General features: G+C 46.6%; 23 protein-coding genes and 2 pseudogenes. 19 read left to right on the forward strand and 6 right to left on the reverse strand.

From position 1 onward, the window contains the following. The first annotated feature begins 27 nt into the window (after positions 1-27). The 8 genes and pseudogenes from BUA83_RS12830 (at position 28) to BUA83_RS07810 (ending at position 5,516) form a co-directional block, all read left to right on the forward strand. Complete coding sequence (locus BUA83_RS12830) at positions 28-213, forward strand: hypothetical protein (protein ID WP_072935667.1); 186 nt, start codon at positions 28-30, stop codon at positions 211-213. Between the two features lie 91 nt (positions 214-304). Further along, complete coding sequence (locus BUA83_RS07785) at positions 305-1,702, forward strand: KAP family P-loop NTPase fold protein (protein ID WP_072935668.1); 1,398 nt, start codon at positions 305-307, stop codon at positions 1,700-1,702. 210 nt (positions 1,703-1,912) lie between these two features. After that, positions 1,913-2,269: a hypothetical protein gene (locus BUA83_RS07790; RefSeq protein ID WP_072935669.1), complete on the forward strand. Its 357-nt coding sequence runs from the start codon at positions 1,913-1,915 to the stop codon at positions 2,267-2,269. Between the two features lie 249 nt (positions 2,270-2,518). Then, entirely contained in the window at positions 2,519-2,749 is a 231-nt protein-coding gene (locus BUA83_RS12495) for a hypothetical protein (protein ID WP_094756539.1), read from the forward strand. Between the two features lie 30 nt (positions 2,750-2,779). Continuing rightward, positions 2,780-3,334: pseudogene (locus BUA83_RS07795) on the forward strand (Rpn family recombination-promoting nuclease/putative transposase); the annotation flags it as partial. A 69-nt stretch (positions 3,335-3,403) separates the two neighbouring features. Continuing rightward, positions 3,404-3,604 carry a type II toxin-antitoxin system HicB family antitoxin gene (locus BUA83_RS07800; protein ID WP_072935670.1) on the forward strand — a complete coding sequence of 67 codons (201 nt, stop codon included), beginning with the start codon at positions 3,404-3,406 and terminating at the stop codon, positions 3,602-3,604. 191 nt (positions 3,605-3,795) lie between these two features. After that, a complete protein-coding gene (locus BUA83_RS07805; RefSeq protein ID WP_072935671.1) occupies positions 3,796-4,980 on the forward strand; it encodes an AAA family ATPase in 1,185 nt (394 codons plus the stop codon). A gap of 2 nt (positions 4,981-4,982) precedes the next feature. Continuing rightward, positions 4,983-5,516: a hypothetical protein gene (locus BUA83_RS07810; protein ID WP_072935672.1), complete on the forward strand. Its 534-nt coding sequence runs from the start codon at positions 4,983-4,985 to the stop codon at positions 5,514-5,516. 292 nt (positions 5,517-5,808) lie between these two features. Here the strand turns inward: BUA83_RS07810 and BUA83_RS12835 are convergent, their stop codons facing one another. From BUA83_RS12835 to BUA83_RS07840, 6 genes and pseudogenes are all read right to left on the reverse strand, one after another. Further along, entirely contained in the window at positions 5,809-6,261 is a 453-nt protein-coding gene (locus BUA83_RS12835; RefSeq protein WP_234988301.1) for a Fic family protein, read from the reverse strand. Between the two features lie 30 nt (positions 6,262-6,291). Beyond that, positions 6,292-6,510: pseudogene (locus tag BUA83_RS12935) on the reverse strand (Fic family protein); the annotation flags it as partial. A 402-nt stretch (positions 6,511-6,912) separates the two neighbouring features. Continuing rightward, positions 6,913-7,473: a hypothetical protein gene (locus BUA83_RS07825; protein WP_072935675.1), complete on the reverse strand. Its 561-nt coding sequence runs from the start codon at positions 7,471-7,473 to the stop codon at positions 6,913-6,915. A gap of 278 nt (positions 7,474-7,751) precedes the next feature. Beyond that, a complete protein-coding gene (locus BUA83_RS07830; RefSeq protein WP_072935676.1) occupies positions 7,752-8,120 on the reverse strand; it encodes a desulfoferrodoxin family protein in 369 nt (122 codons plus the stop codon). Between the two features lie 340 nt (positions 8,121-8,460). Then, the gene (locus BUA83_RS07835) at positions 8,461-8,889 is read right to left on the reverse strand and encodes a hypothetical protein (protein ID WP_072935677.1); all 429 of its coding nucleotides are present in this window, start codon (positions 8,887-8,889) and stop codon (positions 8,461-8,463) included. A 114-nt stretch (positions 8,890-9,003) separates the two neighbouring features. Further along, a complete protein-coding gene (locus tag BUA83_RS07840) occupies positions 9,004-10,758 on the reverse strand; it encodes a sensor domain-containing diguanylate cyclase (protein WP_072935678.1) in 1,755 nt (584 codons plus the stop codon). Between the two features lie 227 nt (positions 10,759-10,985). Between BUA83_RS07840 and BUA83_RS07845 the strand changes: the two genes are divergently transcribed. The 11 genes from BUA83_RS07845 to glgD all read left to right on the forward strand — a co-directional run bounded on the left by BUA83_RS07845 (position 10,986) and on the right by glgD (position 21,855). Next, positions 10,986-12,194 carry a dicarboxylate/amino acid:cation symporter gene (locus tag BUA83_RS07845; protein WP_072935679.1) on the forward strand — a complete coding sequence of 403 codons (1,209 nt, stop codon included), beginning with the start codon at positions 10,986-10,988 and terminating at the stop codon, positions 12,192-12,194. Positions 12,195-12,307: 113 nt separating this feature from the next. Then, entirely contained in the window at positions 12,308-12,754 is a 447-nt protein-coding gene (locus tag BUA83_RS07850) for a universal stress protein (RefSeq protein WP_072935680.1), read from the forward strand. Positions 12,755-12,825: 71 nt separating this feature from the next. Next, entirely contained in the window at positions 12,826-13,101 is a 276-nt protein-coding gene (locus BUA83_RS07855) for a DUF1294 domain-containing protein (protein ID WP_072935681.1), read from the forward strand. Positions 13,102-13,114: 13 nt separating this feature from the next. Further along, positions 13,115-13,969, forward strand: a complete 855-nt coding sequence (locus tag BUA83_RS07860; RefSeq protein ID WP_072935682.1) for a ChbG/HpnK family deacetylase — start codon at positions 13,115-13,117, stop codon at positions 13,967-13,969. Next, entirely contained in the window at positions 13,962-14,978 is a 1,017-nt protein-coding gene (locus tag BUA83_RS07865) for a glycosyltransferase family 2 protein (RefSeq protein WP_072935683.1), read from the forward strand. Before BUA83_RS07860 ends, BUA83_RS07865 begins: the two co-directional genes overlap by 8 nt. Positions 14,979-14,984: 6 nt before the next feature. After that, on the forward strand, positions 14,985-16,640 hold the full coding sequence (locus BUA83_RS07870; protein ID WP_072935684.1) for a DUF3329 domain-containing protein: 1,656 nt from the start codon (positions 14,985-14,987) through the stop codon (positions 16,638-16,640). A 40-nt stretch (positions 16,641-16,680) separates the two neighbouring features. Next, a complete protein-coding gene (gene galE, locus BUA83_RS07875; RefSeq protein ID WP_072935685.1) occupies positions 16,681-17,652 on the forward strand; it encodes a UDP-glucose 4-epimerase GalE in 972 nt (323 codons plus the stop codon). Between the two features lie 12 nt (positions 17,653-17,664). Continuing rightward, entirely contained in the window at positions 17,665-19,050 is a 1,386-nt protein-coding gene (gene amrA / locus BUA83_RS07880; RefSeq protein WP_072935686.1) for an AmmeMemoRadiSam system protein A, read from the forward strand. A 20-nt stretch (positions 19,051-19,070) separates the two neighbouring features. Then, the gene (locus BUA83_RS07885; protein ID WP_072935687.1) at positions 19,071-19,355 is read left to right on the forward strand and encodes a Rel homology DNA-binding domain-containing protein; all 285 of its coding nucleotides are present in this window, start codon (positions 19,071-19,073) and stop codon (positions 19,353-19,355) included. Between the two features lie 230 nt (positions 19,356-19,585). Further along, entirely contained in the window at positions 19,586-20,746 is a 1,161-nt protein-coding gene (locus BUA83_RS07890; protein ID WP_268793929.1) for a glucose-1-phosphate adenylyltransferase, read from the forward strand. Then, positions 20,743-21,855 (forward strand): glucose-1-phosphate adenylyltransferase subunit GlgD, encoded by a 1,113-nt coding sequence (gene glgD, locus BUA83_RS07895; RefSeq protein ID WP_234988302.1) that lies wholly within the window; start codon positions 20,743-20,745, stop codon positions 21,853-21,855. The genes BUA83_RS07890 and glgD overlap by 4 nt, the downstream gene beginning before the upstream one ends. Positions 21,856-21,861 lie beyond the last annotated feature (6 nt).

The raw sequence follows: 21,861 nt of genomic DNA on the forward strand, positions 1-21,861 counted from the left end.
TAGCGTTTACGAATGGGAGGTTTTATCATGTCAATTGTTAACAGAAAAACAAAGGAGAAAAAGCCGGTTTTGGCTATATGTTACGATTTTGATAAAACTTTATCGCCGGACGATATGCAGGCACAAGGATATATTCAGGCTGTTTTCGATGGATATTTCAGTCATTTTGAGAAGAGTCAAATGAAATGGCTTATATATAAGATGGCAAAGTAAGCGTGTGGGAAAATACTGCTTACAAGAAAAAGTTTGGAAGAGTAAGGATTTTGAATGCAGGGCAGGATTATTGGATAATGGGGGAATATAGATGGGCGAAAAAATAAATACAATAGTTGATGTTTTGGAGCGGGAAGAATTTATTGGACAAGTTATGTCTATTGTTCAACGATTAAAGGTAAATAATCAAGGCATGACTTTTGCAGTTGAGGGGCAGTGGGGCATTGGTAAAAGCTTTATCCTTGACCGAGTGGAAGAAATATTGAATGGTGAACAAGATTGCTTGGTTTTACGGTATAACTGTTGGGAATATGATTATTATGATGAGCCATTGATGGCAATTGTAGCAAGTTTTCTTGATCAGATTTATTCAAAAATTTGGAAGACCGAGATGTTAAAATTATCTGCGCGTGCAGCTGTGGATTTTATTGGGAGCTGTTTGAAGGAAGTTGCAGGGCAGTATGTTAAGGATAGACTGGGGTTTGATCTGGTTGAGTTAGGGAAAAAGGAATATGAAAAGGCATTGGGGAGAGAAAAAGCGGATAGTGCCTATGATTTGCTTTCCGGATTAAAGACCGCGTTGTATTGCTTGCGAGGATTAATGGTGAAGGTTTCAGGGGATAAAAAACTTATTCTGCTCGTAGATGAATTGGATCGTTGCCTTCCGCCATATCAAATAAAAATACTTGAACGATTGCATCATTTGTTTTTGGGAAGCAGTTACGTTGTAGTGTTAGCTGTGAATGCAGGACAGTTAGAAGAAACTGTACATAAATTGTATGGGGAAGGAATTCTCACAGATAAATATTTGAAAAAGATAATATCATTTTCACTAAAGTTGGATTGTGGAAATGTTTCAGATAAAATTGCAGAAAAATATGAGAAAGTTTTAGTTCAGTATCCGGAGAAAGAATTGGCCACGCATGATGAGGTTATTAACTTTTTAAAGGTGCTATTTTTAGGACTGGATATTCGAACTACAGAGAAAATCTGGGAAAAGGCACAATTGGTACACTCGTTGGTTTTCTCAGCGGAGGAAGGACGAATAGATATTTTTTGCTTTGAGTTGTTGTGGTTAGTTGCAAAAGAATATAAGGAATGCAGAGTAGTAGACGATGCCTCAAGACGCGATAACCTGATTGATGGAAATGTTTTGCTGAAATTATATTTCAAAGAAGGTATCGTTGCAATACGTGAAGGTGCGGAAATTTTGCCCGAGAATATGAGTAATCTTTTTAATGATTTGGTTAAATCGGAGAGATACTACATGTATCAATCTCTTTATGGAGAAGATGATGGTGCGAAGTTGTTCTTGTTCGAGCGTGAGGTCTTATTCAGGGATTATTTGGTTGGCTATTGGTGTGGCTTGATAGAACAAAGACAATTAAGATTTGATTTTGAGGATAATGTAGATGGTATGAGGGATGAGTATCATAAAAATATAGAGAAATTGAAACAGTTTGCACGACTAGTGGATATGATGAGGTAAATGTATAAATTGTACCTCTTGTATAAACGTATGTGTGACTATAAAATTTGTCTGGAAAAATTGTACGTACGAATAATGGGTGGGAAGGTACAAGTATGTCAAAAACAGAAGGCTGCTTCGAGTATGCGTCCATTTCCATGGACTATACTTTTTAAGGTGGACATTCTTATGAGTATGGTATGCAGTTAAATTTCTGTGAGGAATGATAAAATGAATACTAAGAAAATGTATGAAAAATTTTACAATGAGTGGGAAAATAAAGATAAGTTTGACATTGAATCTGAAGTCGCTGGTTTGAAAGCGGCAATTAGATGCAGAGAGTTTTTTCCGGTGTTAATTTCATTATGCGTTGCTATATTTGCGCTGTTTGTTGGATATACGGATTCGGTTTTTGGAGGAACAAACGAAGCAAGAGAAAAATTTGAATTTTTAATTAAGCTGATATATTTGAACACTGGAGCTGTAAGCGTGATAATTGCATGGTTGATATATGCTTTTATGCGTACACAAAGGGACTCAATAAAATTAGAAGCACTTTTTAATATTTTAAAGAATAGTAATCGCTGAGAAGTGTTATATACAGGAAACTGATTGCGGATTTGTTTGAATATGTGAAACATTATATACATACAAACTCAAAGTTCGAAGCCCGAAGGTCTTCTATGAAAAAGCTAATCATAGGAGGCCTTTTGTTATGGCAAAGCAGCAAAAAGAATATTGACACTACCGAAATATTTGATGCATAATAAAAGAAAACATATATTCTGAAATATACAACACAGTATATAGTGTGGTATATTTGAGAGGGTGGACTGTGTGGATGACCTTAGAAATGCGACCATCAGTAATAATTTCATGTTTCGGTTGGTTATGGAAAAACCGGAGCTTTGCAGACAGCTTTTGGAGCGGGTTCTTGATGTAAAGATAAGTGAGATAAATTATCCTGAAGGGGAAAAGAGCCTTGAGGCACAGTTAACCAGTAAAGGTGTACGGCTGGATATTTACGTTACACTTGCTGACGGTACTGTTATAGATGTAGAGATGTAGGCTAGTGATTCGTTCAAAGAAGCCCTTGGAAAGAGAACGAGATATTATCAGTCTGTACTGGATAATGATGCTTTGAAAAAGGGCGAGTTGTATAGCAGACTGCGAAAGACGTATATTATTTTTATATGCACATTTGATCCTTTTGATAAGAATTTTACGAAATATACCTTCAGCAGCCGGTGCCATGAGGATTGCGGATTGTCACTGGATGATGATGTGTACAAGATTTTCTTGAATACGCAGGGTGACAGGCATCAGGTAAGCAAGAGCTTGGCGAATTTGATGGATTATATCAACAACAATGAACCAAATGATGACTTTACCCGCAGTTTGCAGGAAGAAGTAGAATTGCAGCGTGACGATGATGGAAAGAGGGCGTTGTATATGACTTACAATCAGACATTGATGGAAATGGAAGAAAAAGGAAAAATCAAAGGACGCGAAGAGGGACGAGCGGAGGGTCGTGCGGAGTTGGCAAAAGCCATCAAAAAGATAATGGAGAATATGAAGCTGCCTGCAGATAAAGCCATGGAGATGATGGGGATAGCTAAAGAGGAATATCCGAAATATATGACACTACTTTAAAGAATATTGGAGATAGATGAGTATGTTGTGTATCCGTTGATTTAAGTTATTATAGCAGGAGGGATTACTGTGGATAATTTCATTGAATACAAAGGGTACATTGGGAGCGTAGAATTTTCGGAGGAAGATGCTTTGTATTACGGAAAAGTTCAGGGTATTCGTTCGTTAATTTCCTATGAAGGTTCAACTGCTAAAGAATTGGTTGCTGATTTTCACGGTGCGGTGGATGATTATCTTTCAAGTTGTGAAGAGAAGGGAATATTACGTTAACTTTATGTATTTAATCATTTTGAATTACAGAGAAATACTCGGTAGTTGAGTTTTTCTTCAGGGAAATTTTTGATGGAGGACGAAAAGAGCTATTTTTTAAAAGCACGCAATTTATTTCCGATTCATGGAAATAAATTGCGTGCTTTTGCGTTTTTATGTATAATTGACGTAAGAAGGAGGGTGATTTTGCGATGTTTTTTCTGTCTGTACGTTTAGATAATGTGTATATGTTTCGTGATTTCTTTTTGGATTTTACTATGGCGCGCAAATCATCTCATTTTTTGGCAAAACATGATGCGCTTTTTGAGGGTTCAAAGATTTACGTGCGGAAAAAACTTCTGATTTTAGGTGCTAATGCCTCCGGTAAGACAACTTTTGGCCGTATCCTCTGTGCAATTCAAAATTACCTTGTAGGCAGGGAGATGGGGACTCAGATTAATCTGTTGGAGAAGCGGTATGATCAAACAAAACCCGGAATGTTTCAGGTTGATTTTGCTATTGGAGAGTATGCGTATCGAATGAGATGCGTATATGATGAGCGCGGGGTTAAAACAGAAGGCCTGAAAGTGGTAAAGATTTTTCCAAGCTACACCAATAAAGTTTTATGTAAAAGGTTAGATGATGCCGACTATGTAACGGAATATGAACGGCCTGTTAATGCACCTGTTCCAACAATACTTGGGAAAACAGGTATGGTTTCTAGCCTTTTGTTGAGGCAGGAAAATGAGACATATTTAACAAAGTTTAGGGACGGTATACAGTTTTCGTATATTTTTTCGGATTTTGCAAGCACGCAGTCAAGCCTCCATCTGCAGGAAAGCGTTGAAAGGCTTAATCATATATTGCCGAAAATTGATAACTCGGTTGAGCGCATTGTATCGCTAAAATCTGAAGACTCAAAACTGATATCGCACTCTTATGTCATTGTATTCAAGAATGGGCAGCAGATGACGATACCGGATGGGGATTTGAATCGTGCTGACCGAACCAGACTGTCACATGGTACATATGAAGCACTGCAGTTTTTGGATTTTTTGACCAATGTAAAAAATAACCCGGAAATGGTGGCTTTTATTGATGAACAGTTAGCACATCTTCATGCAGAGCTTGAGGCTTATTTAATTATGAAAGCTTTGTTGGTGCAGCGAAACGGACAGATTTTTTGCACTACACATAACCCGGAACTGCTTGATTTAAATATTGCTCCTCAAATGGTGCTTCTATTCCGCAGGACAGAAGATGGGTTTAATGAAGCTCTGTATGTAAGTGACCGTATCAAAAAGAATGACAGAGGATTCAAGGGGTATTATGATAATGACTTTTTCGGGGTCTTGCCGGATTACAGCGTTCTCGATAAATATTTCGAGGAGGATTGAGCATGGGGACGTGTCTTTATGTAGCTGAGGGTGAGATTGAGAAAAGGTTTTTAACAGAGGTAAAGCAATTAGAATATTTTGTCCCAGGCAAGTTCATGAAGTATAATCTGATGCATAATAGGATTAAGTATTCGGATAGTATTATGGCAAAGAAATATTCTCGGATAATTTGCGTTATAGATACAGATTGTTTGGACCCTATACAGTTAAAAACGCTGGAACATAATCTTAGGATGTTATCGGAAGTTTGTCGTAATATTGAGGTTATGGTTCAAAATAAGAATTTCGAAGATGAGCTTTGTCGATTGTTAGGAAAGAAATCATTATTAAAAGTGTTTTCAAAGACGTTTGACGGAGTAAAGGATTTGAAACATTTTCTTGCGCAAAATGTTATCTACAAAGAATATCTTTCAACTGAGAAGCTTGAGGCATATTGTGGTAAATATCATGAGTTTAGAGATTTATGGATAAAGCAGCATAAGCGCAGTGCTTATATCAAGTTTGTTACAGGAAAAGACATCATGAATAAAAGGTAAAAACTTTCGTTTTTGGTAAGTTGACGGATGAACTATACAAAAATTTAGGATTTTGGTGAGTGATGAAGAAGTATAACTCGGCAAAAGATGTCCCCACTTCTGCCCTAAAGGACTAGCTGCGCGTCGTAAGTGGGGGCTGGGACAAATAACAGGTGGTGAGCATATATCTATCTCCCGCCTCGCGCGACGCGCAGCTAGTCCCATCCGGGAAAACGCCAACAGATGAAGTTTTGCCTGCGGCAAAACTGGAACAAAGGCGTTATAAATGATTCTCGCAGAAGTATGAGATAATTCAGATAGATGAACATTTTTTATCAAAGTATTTTAGATTCAGTATATATCGGTGTGCACGGCGGGTTTTGTTTACAAGGACAAGACCTTCCGGCAATGAAAGAATTTTTTCGCGAATCGTGCGAGATGTCTTATCTATGGGGGATTCAAGAGCGGACAAAGTGACGCCGTCTGCAGAAAACAGAGCTGCCTGCAATAATTGAAGACAAATCATCTCTGAGGCGTGATCTTTTAGTGGAATTTGTTTTAGCAATTCTTGATAACGCTCAAGTTCACGCTGTTTTTCTTCCAACAGGTCGTTTACGCGGATAATGCTCTTTCTGATAATCCGAAGAAAGCCTGTGATGAATGGTGTTAAGTCGCCACGGTTTCCGTAAGCATCCGTAATCTCAAAAAGTTTATAATAGGCCCTAAGGCTTTTCTTTGTTGTTATTGACAGACGTATACCGACCAAAGGATTTAATATCTTGGATAAATAATACGATGTGATGAACCTGGAGGTTCGTCCATTGCCATCATAGAACGGATGGATATATCCGAAGAGGTAATGAAAGATTGAGATTCGAATCAGTGCGGGGATTTGCGTATCATGGAGTATTTGCATAGCTTGCTCCATGTAAGAGATGATTTTTGACTCCGGGTAGAGTCCTTTATGTATTATTTTTGTGTGAGAATGGACATCGACTCCGTCTGCACGGAAAATTTCCCCGTCGGGTCTGTTTTTTTCGTCATCACGGCAGACTTCATCAAGTACAAAATCATCATAAAATTTCCGTTAACCACTTCCTTTGTGCGCAAAAGTATGCTGTTTTGCATAGGTGAGCAATTAACTGTGCAAAATATTGTAACTTTTGCACAGTTAATTTTAAAATTGATAAATATAATTTTTGGTAACATTATAGCATATAAATACAACAAAGTGGAGTCGCTGATGAAATTAGAAAAGTTTTCTTATGTCTATATACGCACAACACCCCCATAAGTCAGGTTGTCCGGGCCTGACTTATGGGGGTGTTGTGTCTTATTTATGTTCTTTCTATGCAGTATTACGAGGAGGGTGTAATATTGCATAGGCTTAGAGGGATTGGATTTTTAGCAGGGTTATTTAGTTATCGAGGTCCGGGTTCAGGCTTGGCAGCTCCTGTGCTTTATCCTGCTCCGAGGATTTTGTTTCCGGAATCCGGTGGTTTGTGTTGCCGGAGGTGCCGGCTTCAGGTTTTTTCATTTCCGGGGAAACTGTTTCCGGTGCTTTAGTTTCGGGGAGTTTGGATTCAGAAGCTTTTACCTCGGAGGTTTTATCTGTAGTGTGTTTTGAGTCGCTGATTCTTTCTGCTGCGCGTTTATCGTCCTTTTTGACATCCTGCTTTTTATCGCCGAGTTCTTTTTTGTCGGAGATTTTGCTGTCAGCAGTTTTCTCTGCTTTGTCGGAGGACGGCTGCTCGAAGCGTCCGCGGCTTACCTGCACATTGGATCCACCTTCCTGTTCGAAGGCTCCGCGGCGTACGTCGTATTTATGTTCTCCTGTTCCGTTGAGCGCACCGCCCTGTTCTGTTACTTCGGCAGCAGCTACAGGTGCTTCGGATGCCATGACAGGCATTGCGGTTCCGATTACTGATGCACCGATTGCCAGTGCGCAGAGTCCGTTTGTCCATTTTGTTGTTTTCATAGAATCATCCTTTCGGTGTGTTAGTGGTTCGGGATAACCCGTTGACTGAATTATATGACAATTTTATGGAAGAGTTATGATAGGCTATGAAAACATTATGATTAATTATGGAAGAAGTCTGGGGAAGAATGAAAAGTGTTTGAAAAGGGATGAAAAAAGCCTTCCCCGATGGGGAAGGCTGGATAGTAGGTAATTTGGGGTGCACCTCATCCACCGCTGACGCGGTCCCAAGCCGATATGCCACTGGCATATCGACACCCAACAATGGGGAAGGCAATTTATGATGCCCAGAGGCCGTGGAGGTTGCAGTATGCGTAGGTCTTGACGAGTTTTTCTCCTTCAGCCAGTTTGAATGTGGCGGCCGGGGCATCCTGTGGGGTGAGGTTCTTTATCTGGCAGCCGCTGCCGGTTTCGATAAGGATCCATTCGATGTAGTGCTCGGGGGTCATCGGATGTTCGACGCTTCCTACTTTGACGGTTACTGTGTCACCGGATACTGTTGCGACAGGGACGTGTTTTTCTTGAGCTGCGTCGGTGGTTCCGGGGATAAGCTCTGTCATGTTCTGGCCGCAGCATACCAGCGGGCCGCCACCGTCTTTAAGTACCTGGATGATGTTGCCGCACAGATTGCATTTGAAAAATCTCATGATATTCCCTCCAGTCAACATAAATATTTATTACTTCTACCTGTGTAAATTGTATTACATATTTATGGAAAAATGAAGAAAGATATATTAGCGGCGAATAAAAAAGACACAGCGAAAAATAAGGGATTGTGAAAAGAAGAAAAAATAGCCTTCTCCTTTAGGAGAAGGTGGCTGCGAAGCAGACGGATGAGGTGTTCCACAAAGTGCCTGCTATGTGAATAGTGGTAGGCTTTTGTGCACCTCCTCCACCGCTGGCGCGGTCCCAGCCAATATGCCACTGGCATATTGACACCCCTGAAGGGGAAGGCAAGTAAAGAGTATTATGTATTTGTATGTCAGATTATTTTACAGGGCCTGCTTCCGGATGGGGGGCTTTGCCCGGGGTTGCTTTTGAGCCTTCTACATCGCCCTTTGCCTCAGGACCCTTGACCTCGCCTTCAGGAGCCTTTTCATCAGAAACCTTGGCCTCAGGTGCTTTTGCTTCCGGAGCATTTTCCTTGTTTGAGCCTGCCTCAGGATGCTTTTCCTCAGGTCCCTTTGGTACATGCGCGTGGATTTCATCCGGTTTAGGCTGTTCGTAGCGGCCGCGGCTTACCTGTATATCTGAGCCGCCTTCCTGCTCGTAGGCACCGCGGCGGACATCGTATTTATGTTCTCCGTTTCCGTTGAGAGCGCCGTCGTAAGCTGCCGCATATGGCACTGCGGTACCGAGAACAGCCGCGCCTACAGCGAGAGCACAAAGTCCATTCATCCATTTCGTTGTCTTCATAAAATCCCATCCTTTCAGTGAGTACATTATGTTACGGGGTAACCCGTTGAATGCATTATATGATAAGGCTATGAAAAGATTATGGTCGATAATGGAAGGCACGTGAAAAGAGCATCATTCACCTTCGTACAGTGTAATCTGATTTTTTCCGTTGTTTTTGGAATGGTAGAGCGCATCGTCAAGATGACGGTAGAAGCTCTGGAAGTTTCCGTCGGAGGGAAATTCAGCTATGCCGACACTCAGGGTAACAGTTCTGCCGTCGGGAAGCGGCGGTGCTTTTTTTGCGGCATTCTGTATGCGCTCGGCGATGGATTTTGCCGCTTTAAGGCAAGCTCCCGGAAGAATGATGAGAAATTCTTCGCCGCCCCAGCGTCCTACACTGTCCGTCGGCCGGATATTTTTTTCGAATACCTTTGCTATATCCTTGAGAACCTTGTCTCCAACCTGATGACCGAATTTGTCGTTTACAAGCTTGAAGTCATCCAGGTCAATCATAATGGCGCTGAGGTGGTCGGATGCACGTTTCCCGCTGCGTTCACAGGCAATGGTATGCTGGAGAATCTGTTCGATTTCACCGCGGTTGTATATGCCCGTGAGGCGGTCCAGCTTCGCGAGCTTTGCAAGCTTTTCGTTGGCTTCCTCAAGCTCTGCCGTTGTGGCCGCGACAAAGTTTGCGAGACGCTGCACAAGCGGCATTGTGGTGGGCTGGGACTGATTTGGTTCTTCAGGCAGCCTCGGCATTATCGTGGGTTTCCCTTCCCGCATGGCAGTGGTAACGATTGCGCAGTTTTCGAGGATGACGTGACCGTTGATACGGGCAATTTCTCCGTGGCCGTAGAATCCGAGATTCGGGGCGATGGAGTGAAATGGGCGAAGCTCCCTGTTGGTGTCCGCCTGCAGGAATTTCTGCCGCGACATGCAGCTGAAGATGAACATGCCCTGAGGTGCAAACTGAACAAGGGAACGGCTGATTTCACGGGAGGAATTTATTATTTCTCCCGGGTCGCCGTAGGAAAGGCGCATGGTTTCTCCTTTGCGGCAGTCGGCGGTGAATATCAGGGAGCCGTCAGTTCTTGTGTCGGCAGGAAGCCGCATGAGAGGTTCTCCATCGCGCTCAAGCACGAATGGGAACACCAGGCTTTCGGAGTCGAACTGCTTCGGAGTGACCTTGAGATAGGTTTCGTAGATACGAACTGCGGGATTGCCATTGAGGGTGTTCACTATGCGGTCGCCTTCCACATCTGTTATGCGGAGTGAGCGGCCCAGCGGTTTCCACCCCAGACCTACGTTTGTACGGACATGAAGTTCTTCGCCTAGGAAGCAGACCGCGATAATGCCCGCCGTGAAGACTTCCTTGTTTGTAAATATATACGGTTTGTCCTGCGGACGGTAGACCGCGGCGCAGCCACCGAAAACCTCGATTTCCGACGGAACCTCGGAAAGCTTTTTCAGGAAGGCCTCAAGGTCCGGCGTACTGACAGTCGAAAGAAGGCAGACTCCCTTCAAAAGCGGAGTTGTTTCGCAGAATTTTTTGAAGGCCTCTGCTGCCGCAAGGGTTTTGCCCATGCGCAGGTCAAATGTATGAATTTTTATTATCGCTGATTCGAAGACCGTGAAGGACAGAATCATCGTGCGGTTTGAATAAAGTCCGTTTAAAATTTCCGCATAGGAGGTTGCTCCGATAATGGTCGCGCGCGGAATCCGGTCGGTAAGATTCTTCGCGATTTTTGCGATGTCCGAATGCGATGTCCATGACGAAAATATAGATATGAGGATGCTCGAAGGGTTCTTTGGGCATTCTGAAAGAAATGCGCTGAGACACGCTTCGAGGTCATCAACTGTTTTCAAGTAATAGGAGAATTGTTTCATCCGTGTTTTCCCCTCTGCAGAGCATAAATTAGGTATTTTGTCTATTATAGCATACAAATATAATGGTAGATATAGTGAAATTGCGGATAGGAAAAATTTGTTTTTTTGATAGAAATAAAATTTTATACAATTTCAGTAGAAAATCTTTGCTGAGTAAGTTATACTTATAAGGATTTTTATTTTATGTGTAATCTTGTAAAGTTATACACATTGGGAGTTGGGATTGTATGAAAAAGCTAAGCATGAGTGCCAAGGTTTTTCTGGGCTTTGGCATCGGTATCGTTCTGGGGATGATTTTCCAGAAGGACATTCTCTTTGTAAAGCCTGTTGGTGACATCTTTTTGAAGCTCATTCAGATGATTGTCATACCGCTTATTTTCTGTTCGATTATCAGCGGTATCGCAAGTATCGGTGATATAGGAAAGCTCAGGCGTATCGGTACGAAGGTAATGGGCTTCTATATAGTTACGACGATTCTTTCGACGATTCTCGGTCTTGTTGTCTCGCATATAATCCGCCCGGGGACAGGCTTTCGTATGTACGACATTCAGGCATCGGGAGAGGCGGTCAAGGCGGCCGAGCCTATGTCCGTCGGTTCTGCTATTCTGGGTATGATTCCCAGCAACCCGATTGCTGCTCTGGCAAAGGGCGAGCTGATGCAGGTAATCGTGTTTGCGGTGTTCGTGGGCGTGACGATTACGATTCTCGGAGACCGTGTGTCCAACGTCAAGAAGCTTATTGACGAGGGCACGCAGATTATGTTCAAGGTAACTGACCTCGTTATGCAGACGACTCCTTACGGTGTGTGTGCGCTGGCGGCCTGCAGTGTGGGAGAGTACGGGCTTGCTGTGTTCGGTGTAATGGGGAAATTTATTTTTACCCATTATATGGCGGCACTTTCCATCATCGTATGTCTGTATCTTTTCATTGTGCGCGGTATCGCGAAGATTCCGCTTTCGGATTTCTTCAGGAAGATTACGGAGGTGTGGCTTGTTGCCTTCAGCACGACGTCAAGCTCCGGCACGCTGCCTGTTACGCTCAAGGTCGTTGAGCAGGAGTTTCGTGTGAAGCATGAGCTGGCGTCCTTTACTCTGCCTTTGGGAGCTACTGTCAACATGAACGGTATCGCGGCGTACTACGCTGTTACGATTATGTTTGTATCTCAGGTGTATGGTGTTGACCTTACGCTTGCACAGCAGGCAAGCTTTATATTTATTACGACGCTTATTTCAATCGGAACACCGGGTATCCCCAACAGCGGCATCGTTCTTACGGTAATGCTTCTCGGAACGATGGGACTGCCTGCGACAATCATGGGAATGATTGTGGGTATTTTCCGTCCGATAGATATGATTCACACCGCACTCAATGTAACGGGCGACGTTGTTTCTACGCTTGCAGTTGCAAGAATTGAAAATATGTACGATGAGGCTTAAAGAAAAAAGCATTCGGCATAAACAATGCTGAATGCTTTTTTCTTTATATGTGGTAAAATATGACTGTGAAAAAAATTATTGTTGCAATTTAATTGAAATTGGAGGCGGAGCGTATGGCTGCAGTGGAGGATATTCGTTATCGTAAAATTCTTGTTCCTATTGACGGTTCCGAGGAGGCGGACAGGGCATTTCATCATGCCGTGTATCTTGCTTCACTGGTAAGAGGAGAGCTGACGCTGCTGCATGTTGTGGACCTCAACAGGAAGATGTCCATGCTGGAGCGTTCCATGGCAGGAGGATATGTTCCGCAGGAGTTCAAGGAGCAGGGCTATAAGCTGTTGCAGCCGTATATGAAGCAGATTCCTGAGGAGGTCGGGCTTGATACCATGGTTCAGATAGGCTCTCCTGCGGAGATTATAGCTGATGTGGCGGAGAATGGCGGCTTCAGTCTTATTATAATGGGGAGCCGCGGCCTTGGCTCACTGCAGGATATTATTCTCGGCGGTGTGAGCCACTATGTTCTTCATCACTGCGGCGTGCCGACGCTTGTTGTGCGCTGATTGTTGCTGGCGTAATGTACTTGTGATACTCTAAAGGGATAAGGAATACTTTTCTTGACGGAGGCGTTTATATGCTGCTGTATTTTTCCTGCTATGTAGCTGTTATGTCTGTCATTGCCTTTTTAATGTACGGCGCGGATAAGATGTTTGCCGTAAAAGATATGCGGCGTATTTCGGAGGCGGTGCTGCTTTTGATTGCGCTTGTCGGCGGCAGCATAGGAGCGCTTTTGGGTATGATAGTGTTCCGTCATAAGACGAGACATCTGAAGTTTCAGATAGGTGTGCCTGTTATTCTTCTTTGTCAGCTTATAGCTGTCGGGTACATCTGGATTCAATTAAATTCGTAAAGGGGAAACAGGGTTGAAGCGTATCATTGTGAATGCGGATGACTTCGGGCGTCATCCGCTTATTAATGCGGCTGTGGTGCAGGGTGTTGAGAAGGGGTTTTTGCGGTCTGCAACACTTATGCCAGGCGGAAAGGCCTTTGACGGGGCTGTGGAGGCTGCACGCTCTCATAGTGAGCTGGGCGTGGGGATTCATTTTACTCTGGTAAACGGATTTCCTGTGCTGCCGCCGGAGGAGATTCCGTCTCTTGTGACGCCGGATGGGGTTTTTCATGATACGCATACGATTTTCGTCAAACGTTTCCTTCTTGGGAAGATATCTATGGAGGAAGTGCGGAGGGAGCTTGTCGCGCAGATGGAAAAGATGCGGCAGACAGGGCTTTCGCTTACGCATATAGACAGCCATCAGCATATGCACACGCTTCCGGGGGTTATTGATACTGCACTTGCTATTGCCAAGGATGCGGGAATACGCGCAGTGCGTGTTCCTGTCATAGACCTTTTTTGCGGCGACGGGATGAGCCCGGGGCAGCTGATAGGACGGCTGGGTCTGGGTACGCTTGCCCGTATGGCAAGGTACAAGGCACATTCCCTGGGAATGAAGACTCCCGATAATTTTGCCGGGATAGTTGCAGGCGAGGCCGTCAGCGAGAAATATCTTAGGGAAATGGCAGAGAGTATGCCTGAGGGAACAACGGAGGTCATGCTTCATCCGGGGACGGACAACAGTGTGCTTGTTCCTGATTGTGAATGGGAGCATGATTTTGAGGAGGAGCTTCGTGCCGTGACGTCGGAGAAGACGATGGAGCTTTTGAAGGAAAAGAACATCACGGTGGGAAATTTTGCGGATTTGGTGGTAGAGAATGGATAGGATTACAATCATTGTTCCGTGCTATAACGAAGAGGAGGTCGTTGAGACCTTTTATGATACGCTTAAGGCTGCTCTGGAGGAGGTCCCGGATGTGGATTTTCGCTGCCTTTTTGTAAATGACGGCAGCGTGGACGGGACGCTTTCCGTGCTGCGGCGTCTTTCGGAGCAGTATGAGGGTGTGTCGTATCTTTCTTTTTCGCGGAATTTCGGAAAGGAAGCTGCCATGATGGCAGGTCTTGACTACGCGGACGGGGATGCGGTCATTCTGATGGATGCGGACCTTCAGCATCCGCCTTCTCTTATTCCGGAGATGGTGGAATGGTGGCGGAAGGGCTATGATGACGTGTGCATGAAGCGCACGGACCGTGAGGATGAGGCGTGGTTCAAGAGAACCATGACAGGCGTTTTTTACCGTGTGCTTCAGGGGTTCATGCGCTACAGGGTGCAGCGGAATGTGGGGGATTTTCGTCTTCTGGACCGCCGCTGTGTTTCGGCGCTTTGTCTGATGCGTGAGAGTCAGCGGTACACCAAGGGCCTTTTTACATGGGTGGGCTACCGCAAAAAGGAGCTGCCCTTCAAGGTGCAGCCAAGGGCAGCAGGGACTACGACGTGGAATTATCTTTCCCTGTTCAATCTGGCTGTAGAGGGAATCACTTCCTTTACGACGGCACCCCTTCGCCTCACAACGATGCTGGGACTCTTTGTTTCAATGATGGCGATTATTTACATGCTTGTGGTGTTTTTTGACGCGCTTTTATACGGGGACCCTGTTGCAGGATATCCTACACTCATGACTGTCATGCTCTTTTTGGGCGGAGTGCAGCTTTTGTCTTTGGGTATCATCGGAGAATATCTTGGAAGGGTGTTTACGGAGAGTAAGCAGCGGCCAATATATCTCGTCGATGAAATGGACGGCAAAAAGCTCTGCTACCGCAGGGGGAGAAGCTCTGAGCATGATGTGGAGTCTGTCGATAATATTAGGGAATTTAGAGAAGGGGACGACGGCTGATTTATTATGAAGATAGAGAATAAAGGGAAAGTCCTTCTTGTTTTGGCGGGGATTTTTCTGCTTATGTTTTTTTTGAATGCGTTGATGCCGATTCACCGTGATGATTACGATTATTCCATGATATGGATGACGACCGAGCATCTCGGCTCTCTGCAGGATGTTTTCACCTCTGCGTACCGCCATTATTTTCTGCACGGCGGACGCATGATGACGGTTTTCGGTCTTGACCTTTTCCTGTATATGGGAAAGCTCTGGTTTGATATTGCAAACGCGCTGTTCTTCACGGCGCTCGTGGTGCTGATTTATTTTCATGCCTGCCGCAGGGCATCCTTTGAGAACGGAGCAGGGCTTCTGGCGGTGGCAGGCGTGCTTTCGTGGCTTTCCTTTCCGCATTTCGGAGAGGTGGCAATATGGAAAAGCGGCTCGACGGTTTATCTCTGGTCTGCCGTGCCTGTTCTGCTCTTCCTTCTGCCATACAATCTTTCACTTGCGGAAAGCATGAAAAAATCCTCTGTGCTTTTGGCGGTTGGCATGTTCCTTTTGGGGATCGTCGCAGGCTGGTCGGTGGAAAATTTCGCTGTTACGGCGGTGCTTGTTTCCGCAGGCTGTACATTTTATTCCTTCCGCCGCGGTGAGATGAAGCCGTGGATGGCGGCAGGTGTTTTGGGAGCGGTTCTTGGCTTTTTGGGGCTTTTGCTTGCTCCGGGTAATTTTGTCCGCTATGACCAGCAGGATCACGGCATACTCCGTCACTTCAGCAATCAGCTGGCCGGCAACGGAGAGATGATTCTCTATCTTCTGCCTGCTATTCTTCTGGCCCTGATTGCATGGCGCTTTCTGCAGCGGGAGGTATTGCGCGGCAAGGGGATAAGCTTTGTGGCAGAGCTTCCGCGGCGCGGCTGGAAGCGTTTCCTGCTGCCGGGCTTTACTGTGCTTATACTGGTTTCTTATTTTACCAACAGCTTTGTTGCAAGGGCGATTCATGACGCTCTTTTGGCAGCGGTTTTGACGCCGCTTCATTATACTGACGCAAAGACGCTTCTTCACTGGAGCAATCTGATGAAGGGCTTCGAAGAGGTTGCCGTATACTGGCTGATGGTGTTCCTGTTCTATGGACGGGTAAAGGAAAAATGCGGATTGACGCCGCTCAATATCAGGCTGCTGAAGAAAAATGCCAAGCCCTCCGAGGTTTTGCAGCGTTTTCCGGCGGTGCGCTACAGTGCGGCTGTGGTGCTTTTGGCGTTTTTTAATAATTTCGTTATGATAGCAGCCCCCACCTTCCCGGTGAGAGCGACATTCGGCTCTGTGGCGCTTATACTTGCCGCTATCTGTGCTCTTCTCGTGATTCCTGAGGTACAGCAGGGAATGAAGAAAACAGAAGCAGGAAGAATGCTTCGAAACGGCGCGGCTGTGCTGGGAATCTTCACCTTCGCGGCTGCTTCTGTCATTATGTACAAGGTTTATCAGGCGGATGCACTCCGTGTCCAGTGGGCAAAGGAGGCTGCTGCCGCAGGGCAGGAGGTTGTGACCTTCCCTGCCTACGGAGATGATTTCAACCGTGCATTGAGGCACGTGTATTATGAGGATTACGACAATAACGTGACCAAGGTTGGCTTCTGCAAATACTACGGTCTTAAGGATGTTTTGGTAGATAAAAAGTAAAATGAGACCGCGCAGGCGGTTTCATGGGAGGAATTCATTGATGAAGGTTTTGATAACAGGCGGAGCAGGATATATAGGGAGCCACTGCAACCGTTATTTCGCTGAGAAGGGCGTAGAGACGGTGGTTCTTGACGACCTTTCAAGCGGACACCGCGAGGCGGTGACTGATGGATGCTTTGTTGAAGGAGATTTCGGCGACCGCGGACTTCTGGACAAGGTGCTTGGGGCAGAGAAATTTGACGGAATAATTCATTTCGCCGCTTTTATTGATGTGGCGGAGTCGGTGGCTGAGCCTGCGAAGTACTACGAAAATAATGTGGTGAAGATGAAAACGCTTCTTGATGCGGCAGTCGCCCACGGGGTGAAGCATTTCGTGTTTTCCTCCACGGCAGCTGTTTTCGGAGAGCCTGAGTATGTGCCCATAGATGAGGCGCATCCGAAGAAGCCTATCAATGCCTACGGCGCCACGAAGCTCATCGGTGAGCAGATGCTGGCTGATTACGGACGCGCCTATGGTCTTCGTTCCTGTTCCTTCCGCTATTTCAACGCGGCAGGAGATTCGTCGGATGGATGCATAGGAGAGGCTCATAATCCTGAGCATCACCTGATACCGCTGGTACTGCGTGCTTCACTGGCAAACAGGGCAATGAAGGTTTTCGGTACGGATTACGATACCCGGGACGGAAGCTGCATACGTGATTATGTCCATGTGGAGGACCTGGCAGAGGCCCATTATCTCGGACTTAAATACATTATGGAAAATGATGGAAACCATGCGTTTAACCTCGGCAGCAGCGAGGGCTTCAGCGTGCTTGAAATCCTGCATGAGGCTGAGCGTGTAACGGGAGAGCCTGTACCCCATGATATAGCGGACCGGCGCCCGGGAGACCCTGCGGTGCTTATAGCCTCCAACAAAAAGGCTAAGGATGTGCTGGGATGGGAGCCAAAGCGCAGCGAGGTGCAGACGATTCTGCGTGACGCGTGGAACTGGGAGCAGAATAAAAAATATTAAGGAAGTGAGCCTATGGCGATTCTGGGGGCAGCAGCTGTACCGCATCCGCCTATCATCCTGCCTGAGGTGGGAAAAGGCGAGGAACGGAAGATACAGCGCACGATTGACGCGTACCGCGAGGCAATGAGGCGTCTCGCGGAGTTGAAGCCTGATACGGTTATCCTGTCGAGCCCGCATGCGACAATGTATGCGGATTATTTTCAGGTGTCCCCGGGATATGGGGCGGAGGGAGATTTTTCCGCGTTCCGTGCCCCCGAGGTCAGGGTTTCTGTGCAGTACGACAAGGAATTTGTGGAGCTTCTTGAGAAGAACTGCCGTGATGCTTTGCTGGCGGCAGGAACTCTGGGTGAACGGGTTCCCAGGCTTGACCACGGTACCATGATACCGATTCGTTTCCTGCAGGAATTCTGGTCGGATTTCAGGCTTGTTCGTGTAGGGCTTTCAGGCATGTCGCCGGCAGAGCACTATGCCTTCGGCGAGTGTATAGCTCGGACGGCTGCGCTTCTGGGACGCCGTGCGGTGTATATCGCTTCGGGAGACCTTTCCCATAAGCTGAAGACTGACGGGCCTTATGGCTTTGCCGAGGAAGGCCCTGTCTTTGACAAGGAATGTACCGAGGCTCTTGGCTGTGCGGATTTTACGAGGCTTCTTTCCATTGATTCGGAGCTTGCAGAGGGAGCAGCGGAATGCGGTCTTCGTTCCTTCTGGATTATGGCAGGAGCTCTTGACCGTCATACGGTTAAGGCGGAGCTTCTCTCCTATGAAGGGACGTTCGGTGTGGGCTACGGAGTCGTATCCTTTGAGCCGGGCGGACGTGATGACGGTAGGAACTGCGGAGAGCAGTTTGAAAAGCAGGAAAAGGAGCGTCTCGCGAAGCTGCGTGCTGCTGAGGATATTTATGTGAAGCTTGCGCGGTACAGCCTCGAAACCTTTGTGAGGACAGGTGAGCACGCGGCATTTCCCGACAGGCTTCCTGATGAGCTTACAAAAAGAAAGGCCGGCGTTTTCGTGTCGCTGAAAAAGGACGGACGTCTTCGCGGCTGTATAGGAACATTTTTGCCGAGAGAGGACAGCATCGCAAAGGAGATACTTCACAACGCTGTTTCGGCCTGCTCGGAGGATCCGCGTTTTTCTCCTGTGAGAAAAAGTGAGCTTGATTCTCTGGTGTACAGCGTGGATGTTTTGACAGAGCCGGAGCTTACAGATGAGGACGGTCTTGATGTGAAACGCTACGGCGTAATAGTCGAGGCGGAGGACGGACGAAGAGGGCTTCTGCTTCCTGACCTTGCGGGTATTGATACTGTTGAGGAGCAGATAAGTATTGCCGCGCAGAAGGGAAACATCAGACCTGATGAAAAGGTGCGCTACTGGCGCTTTGAGGTGGTAAGACACCGATAGAACGGAAAGGGAGGAGCAGCATGCGGTCAAAGGGCTGGCAGTATCCTGAAGAGGATGAGATGAAACAGAAAAAGAAGCAGCGCTATACTCACGCGCAGCTCAGCAGCATGGTGCTTTCCGTTGTGCTTTTCTGCTACAGTGTTTTCCTTGCGAATGATATCCCCATGGCTTTTCTGACAGGAGCGTTTTTCCTTTTCATGCTGCATCCTGTTATATCAAGGGTGTTCGGGGAGACAATCGGAAAAATTGTGCATTCCTTTTCTGTGACGCTTATCATCGGCGCCTTTATACTGGCATTTTTTTGAATGAATACGAAGGTTCCCTGCGAAGGCTTTTCGGGGGAGCCTTTTTATTTTCCCAAAAACGCAAAAATTAATCTACTCCATGCAGGAAAAAAGGAATTACTGTAGAATTTAAGAAGTGTAACGCTGTAATTTGTTTTGTAAATTACGACGGCTGATTGAATCGGATATCGCGTGTGTCGTAAGCTTCATGAAGCACTGCGCAGCCGTTTTAGAAAATGGGGGGACACTCTGTGAAAACCACTTGTGTTGCTATGATACTTGCCGGAGGGCAGGGAAGCCGCCTGGGCGCGCTGACGAAACGCGTAGCGAAGCCGGCCGTTCCCTTCGGAGGTAAATACCGCATTATTGATTTTCCTTTGTCGAACTGTGCTCATTCGGGAATAGAGCGTGTCGGTGTTCTTACGCAGTATCGTCCTTTTGAGCTTCATAACTATGTCGGCAATGGCGACGCATGGGATCTTGATGTCCGCGACGGAGGCGTTTTCATCCTGCCGCCGTATGCGCGTGACAAGGGGGCTGACTGGTACCGTGGCACGGCTGATGCCATCTATCAGAATCTGTATTTCATATCCCTTTCGGACCCTGATTATGTGCTGGTGCTGTCAGGCGACCACATTTATTCCATGGATTATTCCAAAATGATTGCGGCACATAAGGAGAACGGTGCCGAGGCAACAATAGCGGTTATACGTGTTCCCTGGGAGGAGGCCTCCCGCTTCGGAATAATGGATGCTGATGAGGACGGACGGATTAAGGAGTTTGCGGAAAAACCTGAAAATCCAAAGAGCAATCTTGCATCCATGGGAATATATCTTTTTTCGACAGATTTTCTTCGCCGTTATCTCGAGGCTGATGCAAAGCAGAAAAACTCAAGCCACGATTTCGGCAAGGATGTAATTCCGAAGATGCTGGCCGACGAAGCCAAGCTTTTCGCGTACCCATTCGAAGGGTACTGGAAGGATGTAGGAACGATTGAGAGTCTGTGGGAGGCAAACATGGATTTTCTTTCGGATACGCCGCCTATAGATGTGGGCGGGCGCTGGCGCATACGCTCGGCAAATCATTCCATGCCGCCCCATTATCTCGGGCCGCGCGCGAAGGTGAGACATTCCCTCGTGAATGAGGGTTCGGTTGTGCTTGGCACTGTGGAGCATTCGGTTCTCTCATCAGGGGTTCGCGTTGAAAAGGGCGCTGTTGTGACGAATTCTGTGCTCATGCCTTTTGCGAAGGTGGAGGCAGGCGCTGTTGTAGACCATGCCATAGTAGGACAGGGAGGCCTGGTGGAGAGCGGCGCGCATTTTGAGGGGACTGACGGCGCGGTACGCGTCATTGGAGACAAAGAGGTATATCACGTGGATGGAACCGTAACAGAGGGGAGCGGAGTCTTTTGATCAAGAATGTCATGGGGATTGTAAACCTGCAGGCGCAGGAGGAGCTTTTGAGCGCTCTCACTGAGCAGCGCCCGTTGGCATCCCTTCCCTTCGGCGGCCGTTATCGTCTGATTGATTTTCCGATGTCCTGCATGGTTAATTCGGGTATACGAAATGTCGGTGTTCTGCTTCCTGAGCATTCACGGTCGATTCTTGACCATCTTCGTTCAGGCAAGGACTGGGATCTCGCGCGTCATCACAAGGGACTCTTTTATCTTCCGCCGGTCCGCAGGGCACATGGCGAGCAGGGCGGCGACCTGCAGAATATGTATTCAAATCTGGATTTTGTGGATAACAGCTCTGAGGAGTATGTGCTTCTGGCAGAGTCATCGGCCGTGTATAATATGGATTTTACGGAGGTCATGGAGACTCATTTCAGGCTGGGAGCGGATATCACAATGGTAACCAGCGCGTCGCGCTGCACGGATTCCGGCAGCGGTATAGTTGTGCGCGCGGCAAGGGACGGGGTTGTCAGCGACGTATGTCTGCATTCTGATATCAAAAAGGGAGAGCAGCGGTCGCTGGGAATTTACTTTATGCGCAAGCAGCTTTTTGTGGAGCTTGTACGGCAGGCGGTAGAGCATGGCGGAAAGGATTTTCGCGTTGATGTGCTGCTCCGTGCGGCGGCAGGCTGCAGAATCTGCGCGCATCAGCATACAGGCTATGCATGGCGCATATGCTCTGTGCAGGCATATTATGAAACGAATCTCGCGCTTCTGCACCCGGAGGTGTGGGAAGGGCTGTTCCTCCGCGAGGGCGCGCCTATCTATACGAAGGTCAAGGATATGGCGCCTGTTCAGTATCTTGACGGTGCACATGTCAAAAACAGCATTGTGGCAAACGGCTGTGAAATCTCAGGAAAGGTCGAAAACAGCATTCTGTTCCGCGGCGTAAGGGTGGACAGAGGCGCGGTTGTCCGCAATTCCATCATAATGCAGAACGGTGTAATCGGGGCTCATGCTGAGGCGGAGTGCGTGATTACCGATAAGAATGTATTTATAACAGGTGGAAAGGTTCTGCAGGGTGCAAGGACGTACCCGATTTACATAGGGAAGAATAAACGTGTTTAACTCGGC

Source organism: Schwartzia succinivorans DSM 10502 (assembly GCF_900129225.1).
Classification (GTDB): domain Bacteria; phylum Bacillota; class Negativicutes; order Selenomonadales; family Selenomonadaceae; genus Schwartzia; species Schwartzia succinivorans.

Excerpts from the sequence above, each read along its gene's own strand:
- BUA83_RS12830 (WP_072935667.1), top strand. The coding sequence starts at position 28 with ATGTCAATTGTTAACAGAAAAACAAAGGAGAAAAAGCCGGTTTTGGCT.
- BUA83_RS07785 (WP_072935668.1), top strand. The coding sequence starts at position 305 with ATGGGCGAAAAAATAAATACAATAGTTGATGTTTTGGAGCGGGAAGAA.
- BUA83_RS07790 (WP_072935669.1), top strand. The coding sequence starts at position 1,913 with ATGAATACTAAGAAAATGTATGAAAAATTTTACAATGAGTGGGAAAAT.
- BUA83_RS07805 (WP_072935671.1), top strand. The coding sequence starts at position 3,796 with ATGTTTTTTCTGTCTGTACGTTTAGATAATGTGTATATGTTTCGTGAT.
- BUA83_RS07810 (WP_072935672.1), top strand. The coding sequence starts at position 4,983 with ATGGGGACGTGTCTTTATGTAGCTGAGGGTGAGATTGAGAAAAGGTTT.
- BUA83_RS07825 (WP_072935675.1), bottom strand. The coding sequence starts at position 7,473 with ATGAAAACAACAAAATGGACAAACGGACTCTGCGCACTGGCAATCGGT.
- BUA83_RS07830 (WP_072935676.1), bottom strand. The coding sequence starts at position 8,120 with ATGAGATTTTTCAAATGCAATCTGTGCGGCAACATCATCCAGGTACTT.
- BUA83_RS07835 (WP_072935677.1), bottom strand. The coding sequence starts at position 8,889 with ATGAAGACAACGAAATGGATGAATGGACTTTGTGCTCTCGCTGTAGGC.
- BUA83_RS07840 (WP_072935678.1), bottom strand. The coding sequence starts at position 10,758 with ATGAAACAATTCTCCTATTACTTGAAAACAGTTGATGACCTCGAAGCG.
- BUA83_RS07845 (WP_072935679.1), top strand. The coding sequence starts at position 10,986 with ATGAAAAAGCTAAGCATGAGTGCCAAGGTTTTTCTGGGCTTTGGCATC.
- BUA83_RS07850 (WP_072935680.1), top strand. The coding sequence starts at position 12,308 with ATGGCTGCAGTGGAGGATATTCGTTATCGTAAAATTCTTGTTCCTATT.
- BUA83_RS07855 (WP_072935681.1), top strand. The coding sequence starts at position 12,826 with ATGCTGCTGTATTTTTCCTGCTATGTAGCTGTTATGTCTGTCATTGCC.
- BUA83_RS07865 (WP_072935683.1), top strand. The coding sequence starts at position 13,962 with ATGGATAGGATTACAATCATTGTTCCGTGCTATAACGAAGAGGAGGTC.
- BUA83_RS07870 (WP_072935684.1), top strand. The coding sequence starts at position 14,985 with ATGAAGATAGAGAATAAAGGGAAAGTCCTTCTTGTTTTGGCGGGGATT.
- galE (WP_072935685.1), top strand. The coding sequence starts at position 16,681 with ATGAAGGTTTTGATAACAGGCGGAGCAGGATATATAGGGAGCCACTGC.
- amrA (WP_072935686.1), top strand. The coding sequence starts at position 17,665 with ATGGCGATTCTGGGGGCAGCAGCTGTACCGCATCCGCCTATCATCCTG.
- BUA83_RS07885 (WP_072935687.1), top strand. The coding sequence starts at position 19,071 with ATGCGGTCAAAGGGCTGGCAGTATCCTGAAGAGGATGAGATGAAACAG.